The following is a 22,535-nucleotide window of genomic DNA, read 5'->3' as shown; positions in this document are numbered from 1 at the left end:
AAACCAGACGATATTAGATTTTTCCATAAATTGATTTAGGTTTTCTATATGAATGCTAAAACTAATTCGCTACAATATAGACAACAACTAGTTGAAAACGTTTTATATATTTAGGAGGTAATATTTGGAAAATCTATATAAAAACCATTATCACCTTGAACCTCCCAGAGGTTTGTTAAATGATCCAAATGGATTAACCTATTTTCAAGGAAACTATTTTGTATTCCACCAATGGAATCGATTTGACCTCAATCATAACTATAAGGAATGGGGGTTATTTACATCAAAGGATTTATTAAGATGGAAACATCAAGGGAGTGCCTTGCTTCCAGATTCTGATAAAGACTTGTCAGGAGTTTATTCAGGATCGGCTATCGTAATTGAAGATAAAATGCATCTATTTTACACTGGTAATAGTAAAATAGATGGGAGACGGCGTTCTCTTCAATGTCAAGCAATTAGTGAAGATGGTAAAACTTTTCAAAAAAGTAATTCCTTTATCATTACACCAGAAGAGTTTACTGAACACCATCGTGATCCGAAGATATGGTCTGACCAAAATGGTTACCATATGATTGTTGGCAGTCAGACTAAAAATGGACATGGTGCGATAGCCTATTATCAATCTATTGACTGTAAAGAGTGGGACTATCAAGGCATCTTCTATACTTCCGAGGACCTAGAACAAATGGCGGAATGTCCAGATTATTTTGAGCTTGATGGAGAGTCTCTGCTTCTGGTCTGTCCGCAAAAACGTAATTTGGAAAGTGATACAGATATTTCAAGTTATTCAGCCTATTATATGGGAAGTATTAGAGATAATGAGTTTTATCCTAAAACGGAAATTCAACCAATGGATGATGGATTTGATTTCTATGCCCCTCAAACATTTTTAGATCCCAAAGGGAGACGGCTGATGTGGGCTTGGATGAGTCGTATGAACTCTAAAGAGGAAGTTGCTTGCCCTACAAAAGACTTTGGTTATCTCCATTGTTTGACAATGCCTAGAGAATTAAGGGTGATAGATGGCAAGCTTTACCAACTGCCTCTCCAAGAAATTCTTGAAAGAAGAATAGTGATAGAATCGCTTGAAACCGTTCAATATGAATCAGAGGAGTTAGCTACTCAGTCTGTCATTGATATGACATGGAGCAATAGCCCTTCGAGCTTTGAACTTGCATTCTTTGACCAAAATGTGACTCTTGAATACAAAAATCAAGAATTGATCCTTTCAAGAATATCTTGGTCAGACAAACAGGTGCATACAAAAACAGTCCCACTAAAGGAACTGATGGCACTTCAAATTTTTATTGACAGCTCTGCTATGGAACTTTTCATAAACAAGGGGGAAACAGTTATGTCCTTACGCTATTTCTTTGAGCAAGAAAAACGTTCATGTGACATTCGTTCCTCGCATCAAATGAAGCTTTCCTATTCAAAATTAGAAAGTTGAGAAGAAAATGGATAATAAAACTACAGCAAAAGAAATATTAAAATATGTCGGTGGTGCAGAAAATGTAAAATCTGCTCAACATTGTGCAACTCGGTTACGCATCATTACTAAAAACCAAGATTTAGTAGATGTAAAAGCCATTGAAAATATGGATAAGGTAAAAGGTAGTTTTTATAATTCAGGGCAATATCAAATTATCCTTGGGACAGGACTTGTTGATAAAGTCTATGAAGAATTTATGCCTCTAATTGGACAAGCAATGACTGCTAAAGTTGACGATGAGTTAGCTGAACCAGAAAAACTGACCTTTAGACGAGCAATTCGTATATTTGGTGATGTCTTTGTGCCAATTATTCCTGTTCTGGTTGCCACAGGTTTATTTATGGGATTACGTGGGCTCTTGACACAGGAAGCAGTTCTTGGTGTTTTTGGATTGACACCAGCTGATGTACCAGTTCAATTAATTCAATTTACTCAAATTTTGACAGATACAGCTTTTGCATTTTTACCTGCACTTGTAGCTTGGTCTACATTCAATATCTTTGGTGGAACACCTATCCTTGGGATGGTATTGGGCTTGATGTTGGTTAACTCTATCTTGCCGAATGCTTATGCGGTGGGGGCAGGGGAAGCTGAGCCAATGATTTTCTTTGGATTTATTAAGGTTGTTGGTTATCAAGCATCTGTATTGCCTGCCTTTATGACTGCAGTCGTTACAACTAAGATTGAAAAATGGCTCAAGGAGACGATTCCAGATTCTCTTGATTTAATCTTACGTCCATTCTTGACACTTTTAAGTGGTTTGGTCTTAGGTTTGTTTATCATCGGACCCGTTTTCCATGAGATTGAAGTTTACGTTCTTGCAGCTGTAGAATTCTTGTTAACTTTACCATTTGGTCTTGGAGGCTTGATTTATGGTTCCTTTGGACAACTACTTGGTATTTTGGGAATCCATCATATTCTAAGCCTTCTTGAAATCAATATGCTTGCTAAAGAAGGATGGAACTTACTAAATCCTGTTGGGACATGTGGTAACGTTGCTCAAGCAGGAGCCGTTCTAGCAATTGCAATTAAGACAGTTTCAAACAAAATGAAACAGGTAGCATATCCATCTGCATTGTCGGCAGCTCTTGGGATTACTGAACCTGCTGTCTTTGGTGTTACATTACGCCTTGGAAAACCATTCATTATGTCAATGATTGGTGGTGGTATCGGAGGATTCTTCGCATCAATTTTCCAACTTAAAGCAACAGGATTGGGATTGACAGGTATTCCTGGAACTCTTCTGTACTTAAATGAACAATTACCACTTTATATCCTGACAAACTTGATTACATTTGCATCTGCATTTGCCCTAACTTGGATGTTTGGTTATAAAAAAGATGAAGTTCTGTAGAATATCGAGTAGCAAGTAAAGATACTATCAAACTGCTATAAAATTAATTTGAGTGCACTTCTCGATTTACTATTTTCGAGAAGTGCTTTGCATTCAGAAATGAATTGTCCAATTAGGACAATTTTTCAATATTTCCCGAGTCAACCTCTATACTTTTCCTTAGGAGAAAGATTGATGTACCGACGTTTAAGGGATTTGAGAGAAGATAATGATTTCACTCAAAAATACGTTGCCGAAAAACTTTCGTTTACTCACTCTGCTTATGCAAAAATTGAGAGAGGAGAACGTATTTTATCGGCAGATGTAATAATAAAACTTTCAAATCTATATAACGTCAGTACAGATTATTTGTTGGGGCAAACTGACTTTCCCCACCGAATAAAGAATAATTTAAAATAGTCCCTCCTGATTTGTTCATTGACAATTGAATAATTCTAGGTGGGACTTTATTTATTTGTTGAGCAATAGAATGTAATGCGCCAGGAAATGAGCGAAAATCATTTATTCAAAAATAGGATGGTGACCTATCTGCCATGACACAAATAATGATAATGATACTTCTGAGCGTTCAGGCTGCCATCGTAAAAGGACAGCGGGTGAAATTCCCATGATTGAACTAACCATTCAAATCCCATCTAGCGTGTAAAAAAACTTAGTGATTTGAAGGAGGAAAGTGTATGAGAACTGCTACATATAAAGATTTAATGAACTTAGGATTTCCTGAACATACCTCTAGAGACATTATTCGTGAAGCTAAAAGAATTGCTGTAAAAAAGTTTGAAGAAGCTCGCAAAGTTGACCATAATGCGGTACAATTAAGTAAATCGCCCTTTGACAATCGAAGACTAGGTATCGCACCAGCAGAAATTGTGGAACAATTAATAGGGATTCCACTATCTAAATAACATTTAGAAAGTGAGAATCCAAATGGCAACAAAAAGTAGTAAAAAATACAAAGGTGTTTATTGTGATAATAAGGGAAAGATATTTTATCAGATTGATCTTGGAATCGACCCAGTAACTGGCAAAAGGGTACAAAAGAAAGCTAGAAAAAATCAATATGGTAAAACCTTTGAAACAATGAAAGAAGCATATGACGAATTAGTTCGTATAAAATATGAATTTGCCAACAAAGTCAGTTTAGAAAATTACAATATGACTTTTGAAAACTATATGAACACAATTTATTTAAGAGCATATAAGCAAAAAGTTCAGTCTGTGACATATAAGACGGCTCTTCCTCATCATAAACTTTTTATTCAATATTTTGGTTCAAAGCTATTAAAAGCAATAACTCCTAGAGATTGCGAAGCTTTTAGATTGCATATCATAGAAAATTATTCTGAAAACTATGCGAAAAATTTATGGTCAAGGTTTAAAGCTTGTATGGGTTATGCAGAAAGACTTGGCTATATTTCAGATATGCCTTGTAAAGCATTAGATAATCCTAGAGGTAAGCATCCAGAAACTCCATTTTGGACCTATGCGGAGTTTCAGACATTTATCAAATCATTTGACTTAAATGATTATGAAGAATTACAACGATTTACTGCCATCTGGTTATATTATATGACAGGTGTACGAGTGAGTGAAGGTTTATCTTTATGTTGGGAGGATATTGATTTTGAAAATAAATTTCTAAAGGTACATACAACCTTGGAGAAAGATGAAAATGGAAATTGGTATCGTAAAGACCAAACAAAGACTCCAGCAGGTGAACGACTTATTGAATTGGATGATATAACTATTGAAGTACTTCAAGTTTGGCGAAAAAATCAGTTTGCAAATCAAGATACAGATTTTATCATTTCAAGATTTGGAGATCCTTTTTGTAAATCAACCATTTGTCGTATCATCAAACGTAGAGCGCAGCAAGTAGGAGTGCCTGTTATTACAGGGAAAGGTCTTAGACATAGTCATGCTTCATATCTGATAAATGTTTTGAAAAAAGATATTTTATATGTGGCAAGACGAATGGGGCATGCTGATAAATCAACAACTTTGAACACATATAGTCATTGGTTTAATGCTTTAGATAAAACAGTTTCTGAAGAAATCACACAAAATATTAAAAGTGCAGGATTGGATTCAATTTTATGCCAAAATTCCTGCCAAACTTCAAATTTATGAACTCAAACCCCTTGATACTGCACATTTAACAGGTTGTGCAATTGTTACTCTTAAATAATAGGGTGACTACTCAAGTAGGCTAATGAATCTTATTAAATCGCTATTCCTAGGAGTAGCGATTTTTTTGTGTTCAAAAAGGATCAAATTGTTTAGAATAAAAAAACAGACTCTATAGCAAACTAGATTTTGTATAGTTCTTTTTATCGATTTCTCCGCTATAAGCGAACCATGGAAGTGTGATGCTCATATAAACTTCCTTAGCATGCTCGTTGAATTGGTGAAAGAAAAAATGTAGTGTTGGTGTTTTATCAAGATATGCAATATTTCACGTTCTTGATGCTAAAAGTTCATTGATTCAGCCAATATATCCTGAAAATTATCCGTTTCGGTAAAATACTTTCTTTCAGTAAGGTAACGATTGATAATTTGTTCAAAATAGTGATTTAGCAATTCATTTTTATTAACAAAATATCGGTAAAATGTTCGTCTTGAAACGTCTGACAAATCAAGAACATCCTTAATTTTGATGTCCTCATAGCTTTCATTTTCTTGTTTTTATAGCTATATATTAATCTCATTCTATCACTCTAATCTAAAATATAGATAAAATAATGCCCACATAAAAATGTTTTTACAAAATGATAAGATAAGTATAAAATTTTAATCCAATTAAGCTTCGTTTTATCTAGTTTTGGTAAGTTTCTTCTGTAATGCGAAAAAATTTTAGATCCCTGCCCAATAATAGACAGTCTTTCTAAAATTATGATGAGATATGACAGGTTGAAGGAGCTGTGACGTATGCAAAATAATTCTTTTTATTACATGTCAGTCATCTATTTGATTATTTTCTTTGTGGCAATTATTTACAATATTGCCCATTTAAATATGGTATTTGTGTATTTATGGTCGGCGCTTTTTTTAGGAAATTTAGCTTTCTTAATATATAGTTTCGTTAAAAATCATAAGAAAAATAAATAGCAATAAGCTGATACCAATGCGATTATAGCAAGAAAGCCCTCTTTTTTTGAAAGGGGGCTTTTATGATATGTTAGCTAATACTTGCGATAAGGCTATCAGCAGTTGTTGTCGGCAAGATACGGATACGGTCTAATGATAATAAGCCGTCGCTAGCACTGGCAATACCTTCGTTGGTCGTTACGCCGAGTTTATAATTAAGGTTTGCTGCAATTTGAAGTGTTGTGTCAGAATAACGCCCAGCTGGATAGGCGATAGCGATAGTATCTTGATTAAGATTGGTATCGAGATAGTTTTTAGAATCCTCCATTTCAGAAGTCTGAGTTGCGTTATCACTAGCTGATAAGTCGGGATGTGTCACGGTGTGGTCTTGGAAAGACATGCCGTTTGCTTTCATTTCTAACATTTCATCAAGTGATAAATTTCCGCTATTTCCAACAGTGCTTGTAATGACATTGTTTGTTGCTTTTGCACCGTATTTTTGTAAGATAGGGTAAGCGTTGTCATAAAAATCCCAAAGACTATCATCAAACGTTAACCAAACAATTTTACTATTGTCGTTTGGAAGCACATTTTCGGTTAAAACTTTGTAGGCTTCTTCAGGTGTTAAAAAGTAGTAACCTTCTTCAGAAAGACGTTGAATATGGCTTTCAAATGTTGTCGGATCGACGATGAGATTAGCATTTGAAGCTTCTTCCGCAGCCATAACGTGGATAGCGTGATACATAAGAATGGGTACAGAGACATTTGAATCCTGTTTTACCCAGTTAACCTCGTTTTCATTGGTATTAGCAGAAGAGCTGTCGCTTGTCACCGTTGATGCAGAAGAAGTTGTGGTAGTATTTGTATGGCTAGCACTTGATGATGACACTTGTTCGGTTTTAGTTGTTGAAAAAATGAAGTTGTTCTCCTTTAAAGCTATAAAAAGAAAAACACTTGCGACAATACAGGCTATTAATAGAATAATATTTATAATAGCTAATGGCTTGTTGCTATGTTTTTGATGTTGACGACGTTTTTCCATAATATTTAACGATCTCCTCGCAAAAGTCTACTCCTATTGTACTATTTTTTTAAGACAAAGGGAACTGTTTACTGTAAATTATGGAAAGATTTTCAAAGGACGTTATTTTTCTGTAAATTCTGAATAATTTTATGGTATAATGTAGGAAATGTTTTTATTTGAGAGTGGGACAGAGATCAGTAGTTTCTTTGAAACTTGATTTTTCAATAAGTTTTAATTTCTTATTGTTGCCTAAAACAGTTCACTGAACTGTTTTATTCCCACTTCCGCACAGTTTGAGTAGGGTTGTAAAAGCTGATTTATCAGCGAATTAGAACCCACTCAACCACTGCGTCTTATTAATGATAACAAACATAAACAAATGAAATTGGGTACTTTAGTTCAATTTCTGTTCGAAATTTGCTTATTAAGGAGAAAAAGATGTCGATAAAAATTGCTTTACTCGGTTTTGGTACTGTTGCCAGTGGTGTTCCCTTCCTTTTGAAAGAAAATCCATCAAAAATTACTGAAGCAGCCCATGACACGATTGAAATCACTAAGGTTCTTGTCAAAGATGATGACGAAAGAAATCGTTTATTAGCTGCTGGAAATGATTATAATTTCGTTACAAATATTGATGACATTTTGAGTGATGATAGCATTGACATTGTTATTGAATTAATGGGACGTATTGAGCCTGCTCGTACATTTATTACAAAAGCACTTGAAGCAGGAAAGAATGTTGTTTCTGCCAATAAAGACTTGATTGCCACTCATGGTAAAGAATTAATTGAACTTGCTAAAGACAAGGGTGTTGCTTTCTATTATGAAGCAGCTGTCGCTGGTGGTATCCCAATTCTTCGTACACTTGCTAATTCGCTTACTTCTGATAAAGTTACACGTATTTTGGGTGTTCTTAATGGTACATCTAACTTTATGATGACTAAAATGGTTGACGAAGGTTGGACTTACGAAGATGCGCTTAAAACAGCTCAAGATCTTGGTTATGCTGAAAGTGACCCAACAAATGACGTCGAAGGTATCGATGCAGCCTATAAAGCTGTTATTTTAAGCCAATTTGGTTTTGGAATGACGATTGATTTTGATGATGTTGCACATAAGGGAATCACAACAATCACACCAGATGATGTTGCTGTCGCTCAAGAACTTGGCTATGTCATCAAATTGGTCGGAGATGTGCGTGAAGTTGAATCAGGTATTTCAGCAGAAGTTTCACCGACTTTCTTGCCAAAAGCACATCCACTTGCTAGTGTCAACGATGTTATGAATGCTGTTTTTGTGGAGTCAATCGGTATCGGGGAATCAATGTATTATGGACCTGGTGCTGGTCAAAAACCAACAGCAACGTCTGTAACTGCTGATATTATCCGTATTTGTCGTCGTATTAAAGACGGTAATGTTGGGAAACCATTTAATGAATTTGTTCGTGAAACAAAATTGGCAAATCCCGCTGATGTGAAGAGTCACTATTACTTTGCGATTAATACCCCCGATAAAAAAGGTCAATTGCTTCGTTTAGCTGAAATTTTCAATTCTGAAGATATTTCATTTGAACAAGTGCTTCAACAAAAAGCCAATGGTACACGTGCGCGTGTGGTTATCATCACACACTCAATGAGTAAAACACAGTTGGCTGATGTAACAGCTAAATTGGAAGCGGTAGAAGATTTCCAAGTGGTTAATACACTTAAAGTATTAGGCGAATAATAATAACTGATTAAGTGAAAGGAAAAGCTCAAGACTACTTTTGAGTATGATAATGATATGAAAATTACAGTACCAGCAACCTCTGCTAATGTTGGACCAGGCTTTGATTCGGTCGGCGTAGCGGTTTCTAAGTACTTAACGATTGAGATTTTAGAGCTTTCTGAAAGATGGGAGGTTTTACATGATTTGGGGGATGTTCCTAGTGACGAAACGAATCTTTTGATTACGACAGCTTTACAAGTGAAAGCTGACCTACAACCACATCGTATTAAAATGGTTTCAGATATCCCATTGGCACGAGGATTAGGGTCGTCTTCATCAGTTATTGTAGCTGGAATTGAGTTAGCTAATCAGCTGGCTCATTTACAGCTTTCAGCTGATGAAAAATTGGTGATTGCGACAAAAATTGAAGGGCATCCAGACAATGTTGCGCCAGCTATTTTTGGTAATCTTGTTATTTCATCTTATGTTAATGAAAAGGTCAATAGTGCCGTTGTTGCCTTTCCTGAAGCCTCTTTTGTGGCGTTCATTCCTAATTATGAATTAAAGACTAGCGATAGCCGCAATGTATTGCCAAATGAGTTTTCTTATAAGGAAGCCGTTGCTGCCTCATCAATTGCCAATGTAGCTATTGCAGCGCTTCTAACAGGTGATTTGGAAAAAGCTGGAAAAGCGATTGAAGCTGACCTTTTCCATGAACGTTTCCGCCAAAAATTAGTTAAAGAATTTGCACCGATTAAAGAAGTAGCTCACGAGGTTGGTGCCTACGCAACTTACTTATCTGGTGCAGGTCCAACGATTATGGTCTTGGCTCCAAAAGCAAAAGAAGCAGAGCTTGTTGAGTGTCTTGCAGCGCTTGCTTTGGATGGTGAAGTTGTCGCACTCCACGTTGATACTAAAGGAGTTTTTGTTGAAAAAGACTAATTTGGGGATTTTGTTTGGCTTAATAACCTATATTTTGTGGGGCTTTTTATCCCTTTATTGGAAATTACTTTCAGGTGTTAATTCATATAACACCTTTTCTTATCGCATTATTTTTACTGTTTTAACAATGTTGGTTTACATGGTTTTATCCAAAAATAAGGAGCGATACCGTGGTGAAATTCGCCAACTTATCAGTCATAAGCAAGAACTTGCTATGGCTGTTTTGGCAAGTTTTTTGATTGCATTGAATTGGTTAACTTATATCTTTGCAGTTAGTCACCAGCAGGCAACACAAGCTAGTTTTGGCTATTATATTATGCCCCTTGTGTCAATATTATTAGCATTAGTTTTCCTACATGAACGATTGACTCCATGGATGACTGCTGCGATTATCATTGCAGGCATTGGTGTGGGAATTTTAGCAATTAATACAGGGCAAGCGCCTCTTGTTTCGATACTGTTAGCAGTCACTTTTGCTTTGTATGGACTGGTTAAGAAAAATGTCAAGTTATCCAGTGACGTTGCCATGTTGATAGAAAGTAGTGTTGTCGCCCCTTTTGTGCTTATCTATTTGCTATTCTTTTCAAAAGAAAGTTTATTAGATTATAGCTTGCTAGAAAACGTGTTACTTTTAGCATCTGGCATTGTGACGGCGATTCCTTTGTTGCTGTTTGCAGAAGCGGTAAAACGTGCGCCGTTGAATATCATTGGGTTTATCCAATACATCAACCCCACAATTCAACTGGCAATAGCCGTGTTCGTTTTTCACGAAAAGGTAGGCAATGGAGAAGTTAGTGGTTTTATTTTCATCTGGATAGCGATTGCTATTTTTATCTTAGGACAGCTGATGTCGTTGCGGAAGAAAAGCAGGTAAAGACAAGGAGTTTGGATGCATAAAAAGACTGTGGTTGATTTCAAAGAATTGGGACACCAATTAATTTTTGAAAATCCAGTAAGAATATTAGCAACAAAGTTAATTGGTGATGTAGATGCTATTCTTAAGAAGGTAGTTCACAAGGATATTGTGTTGTTGGTTATGTCAGTTATGAGGCAGGAAAAGTATTTGAAAACAATTTTTCTGTAAAGACTTTTCCTCTTGATAACGAGATGAATATCACAATGCCACAAGTTTGGGAATCTAAGACGGATAAAGATGAATATGAGAAAGCTATCTCAGAAATTAGACAACAAATTCGTCAGGGAAATATTTATCAAGTTAATTATACTGTACAACTTCATAATAGAATTAATTCGAATCTTTTTGAGCTTTACAATCGGATAGTGATTGAACAAGGCGCCAAATATAATTAGTATATTGAACATGATGATTTTGCCATCTTATCAATGAGTCCAGAATTATTTTTTGAAAAAATGGTTCAAAATTGACAATACGTCCAATGAAAGCTACCATTGCTCGTGGGATTAATGATGCGCAAGATTTTAGAAATAAACATTGGTTAGCTAATGATAGTAAGAATCGCTCTGAAAATATGATGATTGTCAATCTTCTAAGAAATGATACGGGACGTATTTTAGGGTGATTTTATTGGAATGTGTTTGCCTCACGATGACAGAGCAATTTTTAACATTGCTATTAGAACAATTCAGGTAAAGGATGATCAAGCAATATACGGTGTTGGTGGGGGATTACTTGGGATAGTGAATGGGAAAGTGAGTACAGAGAAACACTGCTTTTTTGTATAAATCACAGCCCACATTCGATATTTTAACAGCTGCTAAGATGACACAAAAAAGGTAATTTTCCTTAAAGAGCATACAAAGCGTTTAAAAAAGTTCGGCTCGATTTTTGGGATGGCCTTTTTCTGAAACAGAATTTTTAGATAAAATTTCAAAATTGCTTAAGACATTAGATTTGTCTGATTATCGTCTAAGGGTATTACTTCATAAATCTGGTGAAGTGTCGATGTTGGAAGATTTGCCCTCAACGTTTTTACAGGCTAAATTGGTTCAAAGAGAAGAAGCGTGTGATTTCCCCTTTACCTATTTTAAAACAAGTTATCGCCCTCATATTCCTAATTCTGATAAGGAACAAGTTTTCATTTCTAGTGATGGCTATCCGCAAGAAACTTCAATAGGGAATATTATTTTAGAAATCAATGGGACTTATTATACTCTGATAGTTGAAGTTGGAATATTAGATGGTATGCATAGGAAGTATTTTATTTAACAAGGAGAAGTAACTGCACGCTATTTAGCAAAGACAGATTTGGAGAATGCTAACCATATTTTTCTGTGTGGTAATAGCGTTCGTGGGCTTTAATAAGATAGATATTATATAACCTCATTCTATTTTTTCAAGTTATTGAAGTCAAAATCATTATATATTGTTAAATAAAGCTGGATAAAATATCCTCTCTAGCGTAACAAATGATCTTCTGGTACCAAGTCATCTCGATTATAGTCTGGATTTTCGTTATGGAACATATCCTCACTTCTAGCTTGTTATTATCTCTGTTGTACTGCTCCATACAAAAAGCCCTTAGAAACTGTTGTTTCCAAGGGGAAGGGGCTTTGTCTTCAGTATGAAACTTTATTTAAAGAAAGTCTGACTATCAAGTTTTTTAGTGATTTCTTGTGCTATAATAGAAGTATTATTGTAAAGTCAAGACAGAAAGGGTAAAACATAGACCAAAAACTCATTGTGAAAAGATTTTGTTCGGAAATGACGGTTTTACTTTTCTTTATTTTATGAGTATTTTTGGTCGTATTGGGAAATTCACTAATGAATTATCAAGAAGCTTTAGATTGGATTCATAGCAAGTTAAAATTTGGAATTAAGCCTGGTTTGGAACGGATGGCTTGGATATTGGAAGAACTTGGGAATCCTCAGGAGAAGCTATCAGCTGTCCATATTGTCGGAACGAATGGTAAGGGGTCAGTGACTAGCTATTTACAGCATATTTTTTCACTAGCTGGTTATGAGGTCGGGACATTTACATCTCCTTACATTGTTAACTTTCGTGAACGTATTAGTTTAAACGATCAAATGATTTCAGAGACTGATTTTCTTGACTTGGTTGAGCGTGTTCGTCCAGTAGTGGAACGTTTGCCGCTTGAAACGACTTTAGAACCTGCGACAGAATTTGAAGTTGTCACGGTCTTGATGTTTGAATATTTTGGGCATATGCACCCTGTTGATATTGCTTTTATCGAGGCAGGTATGGGTGGACTTTATGATTCGACAAATGTTTTTAAAGCTTTAGCGGTTATTTGTCCTTCAATCGGTTTAGACCACCAGAATGTTTTAGGGCAGACTTATGCAGAAATTGCTGAGCAAAAAGCAGGTGTCCTGAAAGAACATGTTCCATTCATTTTTGCTAAGGAACGTGATGATGTTCATCGTGTTTTCCTCAAAAAAGCGCAAGCTTGCGGCAGCCAAACGTATGAATTTAAAAAGGATTTTTCGGTTAATGAAACTGAAAATAGCTTTGATTATCAAGGGCAAGAAAATATCGAGGATATTCGTTTAGCAATGCCAGGTAAACATCAGATTAGCAATGCTAGCCTTGCTATTACGGCTGCGTTGCTATTAAGTAAAACGTATCCAAAAGTCACCAAAGAAATTATCAAATCTGGCTTGGCACAGACACATTGGGTTGGGCGAACAGAGCTTATGTTTCCAAATGTGATGATTGACGGCGCACACAATAATGAAAGCGTTCAAGCTCTCGTTAATGTCATGCAGGCGTACAAGGATAAAAATTTGCACATTTTATTTGCAGCTATTGATACAAAGCCGATTGACTCGATGTTAGCATTGCTTAGTCAACTAGCGGAAGTTGATGTAACGACGTTTGAGTATCACAATTCGCTTGCTTTGGAAAATTACCCAGAACAGTATCATAAAGTTTCAGATTGGAAGGACTGGGTTAAGCACATCGATAGTGACAGTAAAGATGATTTTTACCTTATCACGGGGTCGCTCTATTTCATATCACAAGTACGTCCTGTGCTTTTGTCAAGACAGCAAAATTAAGCTATAATAGAAAAAATAAAAAAGATTGGAAGAGATAATGGCAAATCAAGAAAAACTCGAACTAGCAGTTTACCAACTTTTAGAAGCCTTGGGAGAAAATCCTGAGCGTGAAGGGTTATTGGATACCCCAAAACGTGTTGCTAAAATGTACCAAGAGATGTTTTCAGGCTTAAATGAAGACCCAAAAGATCAATTTACAGCTGTTTTTACAGAAAATCATGATGAAGTAGTTTTAGTTAAAGATATCCCATTTTATTCAATGTGTGAACATCATTTGGTTCCCTTTTATGGGAAAGCTCATGTTGCTTATTTGCCAAGTGATGGTCGTGTGACTGGTTTGAGTAAGTTAGCGCGTGCCGTTGAAGTGGCTAGTAAACGTCCGCAATTACAAGAACGTTTGACTGACCAAGTTGCTACTGCACTTGAAGAAGCTTTGCATCCTAAGGGCGTTTTTGTCATGCTTGAAGCAGAGCATATGTGTATGACAATGCGTGGCATCAAGAAACCTAGCAGCAAAACCGTAACAACCGTTGCAAAAGGGATTTTCAAAGAAAATCGTGAAGAACGAAATGAAATTCTATCATTGATTTTAGGAAAATAAGACCTTACTGACACGTTAGCATATAAGGGGAGACATTATGAAAATTGGAAAATATGAGATTGACGGAACGGCTTGTATCATGGGGATACTTAATGTGACCCCAGATTCTTTTTCTGACGGCGGTTCTTACACTTCTATTGAAAATGCCCTTGCTCAGGCTGAAAAAATGATTGCAGGAGGGGCTAAGATTATTGATGTTGGTGGTGAATCAACTCGTCCAGGCTATACTTTCGTTGAAGCCGAAGAAGAAATTAATCGTGTTGTTCCTGTTATCAGTGCGCTCAAAGAACGTTTTGATGTTTTGGTTAGTATTGATACATATAAGACTGAAACAGCACGGGCTGCCTTGGAAGCAGGTGCTGATATTTTAAACGACGTTTGGGCTGGTCTTTATGACGGAAAAATGCTGGCGCTGGCAGCTGAGAAAAATGTTCCTATCATTTTGATGCATAATCAAGAGGAAGAAAAATACGATAATATCACTAAAGAAGTTTGTGATTTTTTAACAGAACGTGCCCAAGCTGCTTTGGACGCAGGCGTTACGCTTGAAAATATTTGGATTGACCCAGGGTTTGGTTTTGCTAAAAACGAGGCACAAAATATCGAATTGCTAAAAGGATTAGATGCGGTTTGTAAGCTCGGTTATCCAGTTCTTTTTGGAATTTCACGTAAACGTACGGTTGATTATTTGCTTGGTGGGGGAACGTTAGCTGCCGAACGTGATATGGGAACAGCTGCTTTATCAGCTTGGGCTGTCGCAAAAGGTTGCCAAATTGTTCGTGTACATAACGTTGACGTTAATCGTGACATTGTTAAAGTGATTAGTCAACTGAGTTGAAAGGGGTAGGAGAGAAATTATCTTTGCCACTGGGTAGGGATTTTTCTTTTCTGATTGATTACTAATATGGATAAAATACATTTAAAAGGTTGCCGTTTTTATGGCTACCATGGGGCGTTCGCTGAAGAACAAACGCTTGGTCAGATTTTTGTCGTTGATTGCACCTTGTCTGTTGATTTACAAAAAGCATCACAGTCTGATGTGCTAGAAGATACTGTTCATTATGGACTGGTTTTTGAAACGATAAAAAGACAAGTTGAAGAAGAACGCTACGCTTTAATTGAACGTTTGGCAGGAGCAATTTGTCAAGATATTTTTGAACAATTTCCTCTAGTTCAAGCCATTAACATTAAGATTTTTAAAGAAAATCCGCCAATCAATGGGCATTATGATGTGGTTGGTATTGAGTTAGAACGGGAGCGCGCATGACAAAGGTTTATTTGAGCTTAGGAAGCAATATCGGCGATAAAAAAGCTTATTTACTGGCTGCGCTTGAACGCTTAGAACAATTAGCACAGACTTCTGTGACGTCGGTCTCTTCATTTTATGAGACAGCAGCATGGGGAAAGACAGACCAGGATGATTTTTTGAATAGTTGTTGTGAGCTCGAGACAGATTTGACGCCGCAAGAATTATTACTTGCTTGTCAAAACATCGAAAAAGAGCTGAAGCGTGTTAGGCATGAGCATTGGGGACCTCGTACCATTGATATCGACATTCTGTTGTATGGTAATGAGACGATTGCTACTGAAAATTTGAGCGTTCCGCACCCTTACATGACAGAACGGGCTTTTGTTTTGGTACCGTTAGAGGAAATCGCTCCGCAACTTCAACTTAATGGACAATCAATTTCATCTTATCTGGCGCATTTAAATGTCCAAGAGGTCCGAAAACTTCTGGTTTAACTATCGTCAAAAGCTGATTTTTTTGATATAATTAAGGTCGGCTTTATGCCGATTTTTTAGTAGTGAGTTCAAGTGATTTTAACAACAGGAGCCCACTATTTTATTAAAGAATTGTAGAGTTGGAAGAAATGTTAGAATTTTTAAATGAAGAATTAAAAGAAATCGATATTCGTGTTGACGAACCATTAAAAAAATACACCTATACGAAAGTTGGTGGTCCAGCGGATTATTTGGCTTTTCCGCGAAATCGTTACGAGTTAGCACGAATTGTTACATTTGCTAATAAAAATAATATTCCATGGATGGTGCTAGGAAATGCTAGTAACATCATTGTGCGTGATGGTGGTATCCGTGGCTTTGTTATCATGTTTGATAAACTTAACACCGTTACAGTCAATGGTTATGTGATTGAAGCAGAAGCAGGAGCTAATTTAATTGAAACGACACGCATTGCTAAATTCCATAGCTTGACAGGCTTTGAATTTGCTTGTGGTATCCCTGGTAGCGTTGGTGGCGCTGTGTTTATGAATGCTGGCGCTTATGGCGGTGAAATTTCACATATCTTGGTATCAGCGCAAGTGATTACCAAAGAAGGTGAAATCAAGACAATTGAAGCTCGTGATATGAAGTTTGGTTATCGTCATTCAGCTGTTCAAGATAGTGGTGATGTGGTCATTTCAGCAAAATTCGCCTTGAAACCAGGTGATTACGTTTTAATCGAACAAGAAATGGCACGTTTAACCCATTTGCGTGAGTTAAAACAACCTCTAGAATACCCGTCATGTGGTTCTGTTTTCAAACGTCCCGTTGGACATTTTGCTGGACAATTAATAAGTGAAGCAAATTTAAAAGGCCACCGTATTGGCGGTGTTGAAGTTAGCAAAAAACACGCTGGCTTTATGGTAAATGTGGCTGATGGTAATGCACAAGACTACGAAGACTTGATTGCCCATGTCATTGACACAGTTGAAAAGAATTCCGGCGTTCGTTTAGAACGTGAAGTCCGAATTATCGGCGAAAAGAAATGTTAAAGAAGCTCCAAGGAGGTTTTATGAGAATTGACTAATCCAATTATTGCGTTTAAAAACGTATCAAAAGTATTTGAAGATAACGGTACTGTTGTTTTAAAGGACATTAATTTTGAACTTGAAGAAGGGAAGTTTTATACCCTACTTGGTGCTTCAGGGTCAGGAAAATCAACGATTCTGAATATCATTGCTGGGCTTTTAGATGCGACGACAGGAGATGTTTACCTTGACGGTCAACGTATCAATGATATTCCTATTAGTAAACGTGATGTCCATACCGTTTTTCAAAATTATGCGCTTTTCCCACATATGAATGTTTTTGAAAACGTCGCTTTCCCTCTTAAATTAAAAAAAGTTGATAAAAAAGAAATCGAACGTCGTGTGGAAGAAGCTCTTAAAATGGTGCGTTTGGCTGGTTTTGAAAAACGTCCGATTCAGAAATTGTCTGGTGGTCAACGCCAACGTGTGGCGATTGCGCGTGCGATTATCAATGAACCGCGTGTCGTTTTACTTGACGAACCTTTATCAGCCTTAGATTTAAAGTTGCGGACAGAAATGCAATATGAGCTGCGCGAGCTGCAACAACGTTTAGGAATTACCTTTGTTTTTGTCACTCATGACCAAGAAGAAGCCTTGGCTATGTCAGATTGGATTTTTGTCATGAATGACGGTGAAATCGTGCAATCTGGGACACCTGTTGATATTTACGATGAACCAATTAACCACTTTGTGGCGACTTTCATTGGGGAATCAAATATTTTACCAGGAACAATGATTGAAGATTATTTGGTCGAGTTCAACGGCAAACGTTTTGAAGCCGTTGATGGCGGAATGCGTCCAAATGAAGCTGTTGAAGTGGTTATTCGTCCAGAAGATTTGCAAATCACTTTGCCAGAAGAAGGAAAATTACGTGTTAAAGTTGATACACAGCTTTTCCGTGGTGTTCACTATGAGATTATCGCTCATGACGAATTAGGAAACGAATGGATGATTCATTCAACTCGTAAGGCGATTGAGGGCGAAGTTATTGGGCTTGATTTTACGCCTGAAGATATCCATATCATGCGCCTTAACGAGACAGAAGAAGAATTTGATGCCCGTCTGGAAGAATATGTCGAAATGGAAGAACATGAAGATGGCTTGATTCATGCGATTGAGGAGGAGCGAAATGAAGAAAAACTCTAGTTTCTTCTCAATTCCTTATGTGCTATGGTTGCTTCTTTTTGTCATTGCCCCTGTAATTATGATTCTTTGGCAGTCCTTTTTCGACATTCAAGGTCATTTTACCCTTGATAATTATAAAACCTTTTTTAGTTCATGGACTTACATTCGCATGAGCTTCAATTCGATTTTATATGCTGCCATTATCACATTGGTGACCTTGCTTATCTCTTACCCAACAGCTTATTTTTTGACACGTTTGAAACATAAGCAACTTTTGTTGATGTTAGTTGTATTGCCGACATGGATTAACCTTTTGCTGAAAGCTTATGCTTTTATGGGAATTTTCGGGCAACAAGGTGGTGTCAATGCGTTTTTGAGCTTTGTTGGTATTGGACCTAAGCAAATTCTGTTCACAGATTTTTCCTTTATTTTTGTTGCCTCATATATTGAAATTCCGTTTATGATTTTGCCGATTTTCAATGCGCTTGATGATATTGATAATAATCTTATTAATGCTAGTCGAGATTTGGGGGCAAATGAATTACAGACCTTTGTCAAAGTTGTCTTTCCTTTATCGCTTAACGGCGTGAGAAGTGGTGTTCAGTCAGTATTTATCCCAAGTTTGAGCTTGTTCATGCTGACACGCTTGATTGGTGGTAATCGTGTGATTACTCTTGGTACAGCCATTGAGCAACATTTCTTGACAACACAGAATTGGGGTATGGGCTCAACCATTGGTGTGATTTTAATCATGGCAATGTTGGCTACGATGTGGGTGACTAAGGAGAGAAGAAAATGAAAAAATTTGCCAATCTTTATTTGACACTGGTCTTTATCATTCTCTATATTCCAATTGGTTATCTGATTTTTTACTCTTTTAATCAAGGCGGAGATATGAGTGGCTTTACTGGTTTTACCTTAGAACATTATTCGGCAATGTTTGCGGATAGTCGTTTGATGTTGATTCTCATTCAAACTTTCTTTTTGGCATTTTTGAGTTCCATTTTAGCAACAGCTATTGGGACATTTGGTGCGATTTTCATCTATCAAGCACGCCGAAAACATCAGCACGCCATTCTTTCACTGAATAATATTCTTATGGTGGCACCTGATGTGATGATTGGGGCAAGTTTCCTGATTCTCTTTACCCGTTTAGCAGAGCTATTTCATTTCAATCTTGGTTTTATGACGGTTTTGCTTAGTCATATTGCCTTTTCTATTCCAATTGTGGTGTTAATGGTTTTACCACGTTTGAAAGAAATGAATGACGACATGATTAACGCTGCTTATGATTTAGGAGCAACGCCTTGGCAAATGTTAAAAGAAGTCATGTTGCCATATTTGACGCCAGGAATTATTTCAGGTTTCTTCATGGCATTTACTTATTCATTGGATGATTTTGCAGTAACCTTTTTTGTAACAGGTAATGGTTTTTCAACCCTATCTGTCGAAATTTATTCACGAGCACGTCGCGGCATTTCTCTAGAAATCAACGCTCTTTCAACGATTGTTTTTATTTTTAGTATTTTACTGGTAATCGGTTATTACTTTATTTCACAAGATAAGGGGGATCGTGATGCGTAGATTATATTCTTTTGTATTGGGCGTGATTGCGGTCATACTTGTTTTGTTTGGTGTTTCTGTTTACATGCAAAAGACGATGAGTTCCACAAGTCAATCGAACAAACTGGTTATTTACAATTGGGGAGATTATATTGCCCCTGATTTGATTACAAAATTTACGGATGAGACAGGAATTGAAGTTCAGTATGAAACGTTTGATTCCAACGAATCGATGTACACCAAGATAAAACAAGGTGGAACGACTTATGATATCGCTGTGCCGTCAGATTATATGATTGATAAGATGAGAAAAGAAAATCTTCTTATCAAGTTAGATAAGTCAAAAATCACAGGCTTGGAAAATATCGGTGACGAATTTCTTGGGTTAAGCTTTGATGAAAACAACGATTATTCTATCCCATATTTCTGGGGAACATTGGGTATTGTGTATAATGACACCATGGTAGAAAATGCGCCAGAGCATTGGTCAGACCTCTGGAATTCGGAATACGCCAACGACATCATGCTTGTGGACGGAGCGCGTGAAGTTATGGGAATTGGGCTTGGAACGTTAGGGTATAGTCTCAATACCAAGTCATTGTCAGAATTAAATGCGGCTTCTCAGAAATTAGACGATTTAACTCCAAATATCAAAGCTATTGTCGGCGATGAAATGAAAGGGTACATGATTAATGGTGATGCTGCCATTGGAGTGACTTTCTCTGGCGAGGCTAGTGAAATGCTTGATTCTAACGAACACCTGCATTATGTCGTGCCTAGTGAGGGGTCAAATCTTTGGTTTGATAATTTGGTTATTCCAAAAACAGCCAAACATGTCGACGAAGCTTACGCTTTTATCAATTTCATGTTGAGGCCTGAAAATGCTGCGCAAAATGCGGAATACATTGGTTATTCGACACCAAATGATGCTGCCAAAGAATTATTACCAGATGATGTTAAAAATGACCAAGCCTTTTACCCTTCCGAAGATACCATTGAAAACCTTGAAGTTTATGATAATCTCGGACAAAAATGGCTAGGAATTTATAATGATCTCTATCTACAATTTAAAATGTATCGCAAATAAATAATTTTAGGAAGTTGAGACGAAGTGCTCATCTTCTTTTGATTTTACCTCGAAAAGTCATCTGAGTTTTGATAAAATAATAGGGACTAATATTTCAGGAAAATCGCAAACATCGTAAAAAGTTTGTTGCATCCAAGAAATTAAGGAGTTTTATATGGATAGTTATTATCGAGAATATGAATTTTCGCTTTCCTCTATTCTCAGTTTTGTTTGGCGAGGGATTGTGGTTGGCTGCGTGTCAGGTATCGTGGTTAGTCTTTTTCGCCTTTTGATTGGTTTCATTTCTGCCAAAGTTGTCAATTATTATGAATTATCACACGAACAGCCAAGTCTTTTAATTCTCATTTTGGGAATGACTTTGTTCATTGTTGTTGCCATTGGCTTTTTGATTAAATCCGATTCTGACATCAAAGGTTCTGGGATTCCTCATGTCGAAGGGGAATTGAAAGGATTGCTTCATCCAGATTGGTGGTCTGTTCTCTGGAAGAAATTTGTTGGTGGTGTCTTGGCGATTTCAATGGGATTTATGCTTGGGCGTGAAGGACCAAGTATTCAGTTGGGTGCCATGGCAGGAAAAGGTGTTGCCCAATCTTTAAAAGCAGAACGCATGGAGAAACGTGTTTTGATTGCGAGTGGTGCGGCAGCAGGCTTATCGGCAGCCTTCAACGCCCCGATTGCAGGTTTGCTTTTTGTTATTGAAGAAATCTATCATCAATTTTCACGTTTGGTTTGGATTACCGCTTTAGTCGCCAGTTTAGTTGCTAATTTTATTTCGCTTAATATTTTTGGTTTAACGCCAGTTCTTGATATGCCAGGAGATTTGGCGGTATTGCCATTGAAGCACTATTGGATTTTGCTGTTACTGGGTGCTTTTTTAGGTGTTATGGGATATATTTATGAAAAAACAACTTTGAAGGCAACTATCATTTACGACTTTCTAGGAAAAGTGTTTCATATTTCCAACTATTTTTACGGTATTTTTGCAGCTATCTTAATTTTGCCAATCGGCTATTTTTATCCGCAATTGCTAGGTGGTGGAAATGGCTTGATTACTTCATTATCGACAAGTCACCTGACTCTTATGATTGTTTTCATATACTTTATCATTCGCTTTGTGTGGAGTATGTTGAGTTACTCAAGTGGACTTCCTGGTGGGATTTTTCTTCCTATTTTGACTTTGGGAGCACTTTTAGGCTTTGGTTTTGGAATATTTTTTGAACAATTTGGTTTGTATTCTAGTCATTACTTGTCTTTATTTGTCGTTTTGGGAATGGCGGGATATTTTGGGGCTATTTCAAAAGCGCCACTGACAGCAATGTTTTTAGTAACTGAAATGGTTGGTGATTTCCGTCAATTGATGACGATTGCCGTGGTGACTTTGGTTGCATATATTGCAATGGATTTGTTAAAAGGTGAACCAATTTATGAAGCCTTACTTGCCAAACTTTCTGTTCCACAAGACAGAGAAGTCACCGAACCAACGTTGATTGAACTAACGGTTTCCGATAAAATTGCTGGAAGATACGTTAGAGACTTGACTCTTCCTAAAAATGTTCTCATTACAACTCAAATCCACGCTCAAAAATCAGAAGTTGTATCAGGTAGTACGCGTCTAAATGCAGGTGATACTATTTTTTTGGTTGTTAATGAACCGGAGATTGGGAAAATCAGGGAATTGTTAATGTGATTCAAGTGATAAAAGAATTTATGAATTCCCTTTCATTTTGCTAAAAGTTTTGGTAC

General features: G+C 36.8%; 25 protein-coding genes. 23 read left to right on the top strand and 2 right to left on the bottom strand.

Annotated features, from left to right (window positions below):
* The first annotated feature begins 124 nt into the window (after positions 1-124).
* The 5 genes from CCC20_RS00775 to CCC20_RS00755 all read left to right on the top strand — a co-directional run bounded on the left by CCC20_RS00775 (position 125) and on the right by CCC20_RS00755 (position 4,979).
* Positions 125-1,453, top strand: a complete 1,329-nt coding sequence (locus CCC20_RS00775) for a glycoside hydrolase family 32 protein (RefSeq protein ID WP_285394288.1) — start codon at positions 125-127, stop codon at positions 1,451-1,453.
* Between the two features lie 7 nt (positions 1,454-1,460).
* Complete coding sequence (locus CCC20_RS00770; protein ID WP_285394290.1) at positions 1,461-2,849, top strand: PTS transporter subunit EIIC; 1,389 nt, start codon at positions 1,461-1,463, stop codon at positions 2,847-2,849.
* Between the two features lie 174 nt (positions 2,850-3,023).
* On the top strand, positions 3,024-3,248 hold the full coding sequence (locus CCC20_RS00765) for a helix-turn-helix domain-containing protein (RefSeq protein ID WP_024381006.1): 225 nt from the start codon (positions 3,024-3,026) through the stop codon (positions 3,246-3,248).
* Positions 3,249-3,526: 278 nt separating this feature from the next.
* A complete protein-coding gene (locus CCC20_RS00760) occupies positions 3,527-3,754 on the top strand; it encodes a DUF3173 family protein (protein WP_001258320.1) in 228 nt (75 codons plus the stop codon).
* A 22-nt stretch (positions 3,755-3,776) separates the two neighbouring features.
* Positions 3,777-4,979 (top strand): tyrosine-type recombinase/integrase, encoded by a 1,203-nt coding sequence (locus CCC20_RS00755; protein ID WP_285394299.1) that lies wholly within the window; start codon positions 3,777-3,779, stop codon positions 4,977-4,979.
* Positions 4,980-5,318: 339 nt separating this feature from the next.
* On the opposite strand, the gene CCC20_RS00750 is transcribed toward CCC20_RS00755, so the two are convergent.
* Positions 5,319-5,483, bottom strand: a complete 165-nt coding sequence (locus tag CCC20_RS00750) for a TetR/AcrR family transcriptional regulator (protein WP_231729927.1) — start codon at positions 5,481-5,483, stop codon at positions 5,319-5,321.
* A 544-nt stretch (positions 5,484-6,027) separates the two neighbouring features.
* A complete protein-coding gene (locus CCC20_RS00745) occupies positions 6,028-6,978 on the bottom strand; it encodes a polysaccharide deacetylase family protein (protein WP_003065091.1) in 951 nt (316 codons plus the stop codon).
* A gap of 420 nt (positions 6,979-7,398) precedes the next feature.
* On the opposite strand from CCC20_RS00745, the gene CCC20_RS00740 reads away from it, so the two are divergent.
* The 18 genes from CCC20_RS00740 (at position 7,399) to CCC20_RS00655 (ending at position 22,479) form a co-directional block, all read left to right on the top strand.
* Positions 7,399-8,685: a homoserine dehydrogenase gene (locus CCC20_RS00740; protein WP_048791462.1), complete on the top strand. Its 1,287-nt coding sequence runs from the start codon at positions 7,399-7,401 to the stop codon at positions 8,683-8,685.
* A gap of 57 nt (positions 8,686-8,742) precedes the next feature.
* The gene (gene thrB / locus CCC20_RS00735) at positions 8,743-9,609 is read left to right on the top strand and encodes a homoserine kinase (RefSeq protein WP_048791461.1); all 867 of its coding nucleotides are present in this window, start codon (positions 8,743-8,745) and stop codon (positions 9,607-9,609) included.
* Positions 9,596-10,483, top strand: coding sequence for an EamA family transporter RarD (gene rarD, locus CCC20_RS00730; RefSeq protein ID WP_048791460.1), 888 nt, complete (start codon positions 9,596-9,598; stop codon positions 10,481-10,483). Before thrB ends, rarD begins: the two co-directional genes overlap by 14 nt.
* 15 nt (positions 10,484-10,498) lie before the next feature.
* On the top strand, positions 10,499-10,693 hold the full coding sequence (locus tag CCC20_RS00725; protein WP_003065075.1) for a hypothetical protein: 195 nt from the start codon (positions 10,499-10,501) through the stop codon (positions 10,691-10,693).
* A gap of 35 nt (positions 10,694-10,728) precedes the next feature.
* On the top strand, positions 10,729-10,920 hold the full coding sequence (locus CCC20_RS00720; protein ID WP_260844518.1) for a chorismate-binding protein: 192 nt from the start codon (positions 10,729-10,731) through the stop codon (positions 10,918-10,920).
* A gap of 71 nt (positions 10,921-10,991) precedes the next feature.
* Positions 10,992-11,150, top strand: a complete 159-nt coding sequence (locus CCC20_RS00715) for a chorismate-binding protein (protein WP_253066431.1) — start codon at positions 10,992-10,994, stop codon at positions 11,148-11,150.
* A 266-nt stretch (positions 11,151-11,416) separates the two neighbouring features.
* A complete protein-coding gene (locus CCC20_RS00710; RefSeq protein WP_231729926.1) occupies positions 11,417-11,797 on the top strand; it encodes an aminotransferase class IV in 381 nt (126 codons plus the stop codon).
* Positions 11,798-12,352: 555 nt separating this feature from the next.
* Entirely contained in the window at positions 12,353-13,606 is a 1,254-nt protein-coding gene (locus CCC20_RS00705; protein ID WP_003065062.1) for a bifunctional folylpolyglutamate synthase/dihydrofolate synthase, read from the top strand.
* Positions 13,607-13,643: 37 nt separating this feature from the next.
* Complete coding sequence (folE, locus tag CCC20_RS00700; protein WP_003065060.1) at positions 13,644-14,207, top strand: GTP cyclohydrolase I FolE; 564 nt, start codon at positions 13,644-13,646, stop codon at positions 14,205-14,207.
* Positions 14,208-14,244: 37 nt separating this feature from the next.
* Positions 14,245-15,045, top strand: a complete 801-nt coding sequence (gene folP, locus CCC20_RS00695; RefSeq protein ID WP_013851895.1) for a dihydropteroate synthase — start codon at positions 14,245-14,247, stop codon at positions 15,043-15,045.
* 66 nt (positions 15,046-15,111) lie between these two features.
* Positions 15,112-15,474: a dihydroneopterin aldolase gene (gene folB, locus CCC20_RS00690; RefSeq protein WP_003065055.1), complete on the top strand. Its 363-nt coding sequence runs from the start codon at positions 15,112-15,114 to the stop codon at positions 15,472-15,474.
* Positions 15,471-15,950 (top strand): 2-amino-4-hydroxy-6-hydroxymethyldihydropteridine diphosphokinase, encoded by a 480-nt coding sequence (folK, locus tag CCC20_RS00685; RefSeq protein WP_003065053.1) that lies wholly within the window; start codon positions 15,471-15,473, stop codon positions 15,948-15,950. The genes folB and folK overlap by 4 nt, the downstream gene beginning before the upstream one ends.
* 128 nt (positions 15,951-16,078) lie before the next feature.
* Complete coding sequence (murB, locus tag CCC20_RS00680; protein WP_003065052.1) at positions 16,079-16,981, top strand: UDP-N-acetylmuramate dehydrogenase; 903 nt, start codon at positions 16,079-16,081, stop codon at positions 16,979-16,981.
* A gap of 27 nt (positions 16,982-17,008) precedes the next feature.
* On the top strand, positions 17,009-18,163 hold the full coding sequence (locus tag CCC20_RS00675) for an ABC transporter ATP-binding protein (protein WP_003065050.1): 1,155 nt from the start codon (positions 17,009-17,011) through the stop codon (positions 18,161-18,163).
* Entirely contained in the window at positions 18,147-18,941 is a 795-nt protein-coding gene (locus CCC20_RS00670; protein WP_003065048.1) for an ABC transporter permease, read from the top strand. The genes CCC20_RS00675 and CCC20_RS00670 overlap by 17 nt, the downstream gene beginning before the upstream one ends.
* Positions 18,938-19,726 (top strand): ABC transporter permease, encoded by a 789-nt coding sequence (locus tag CCC20_RS00665; protein WP_003065045.1) that lies wholly within the window; start codon positions 18,938-18,940, stop codon positions 19,724-19,726. Before CCC20_RS00670 ends, CCC20_RS00665 begins: the two co-directional genes overlap by 4 nt.
* A complete protein-coding gene (locus tag CCC20_RS00660; protein WP_003065044.1) occupies positions 19,719-20,792 on the top strand; it encodes an ABC transporter substrate-binding protein in 1,074 nt (357 codons plus the stop codon). Before CCC20_RS00665 ends, CCC20_RS00660 begins: the two co-directional genes overlap by 8 nt.
* A 154-nt stretch (positions 20,793-20,946) precedes the next feature.
* Positions 20,947-22,479 carry a ClC family H(+)/Cl(-) exchange transporter gene (locus CCC20_RS00655; RefSeq protein ID WP_003065042.1) on the top strand — a complete coding sequence of 511 codons (1,533 nt, stop codon included), beginning with the start codon at positions 20,947-20,949 and terminating at the stop codon, positions 22,477-22,479.
* Positions 22,480-22,535 lie beyond the last annotated feature (56 nt).

Origin of the sequence: Streptococcus sp. LMAG:39 (assembly GCF_008680485.1) — a bacterium.
Taxonomy (GTDB): domain Bacteria; phylum Bacillota; class Bacilli; order Lactobacillales; family Streptococcaceae; genus Streptococcus; species Streptococcus pasteurianus.
This window is presented reverse-complemented; position numbering and strand designations above follow the sequence as displayed.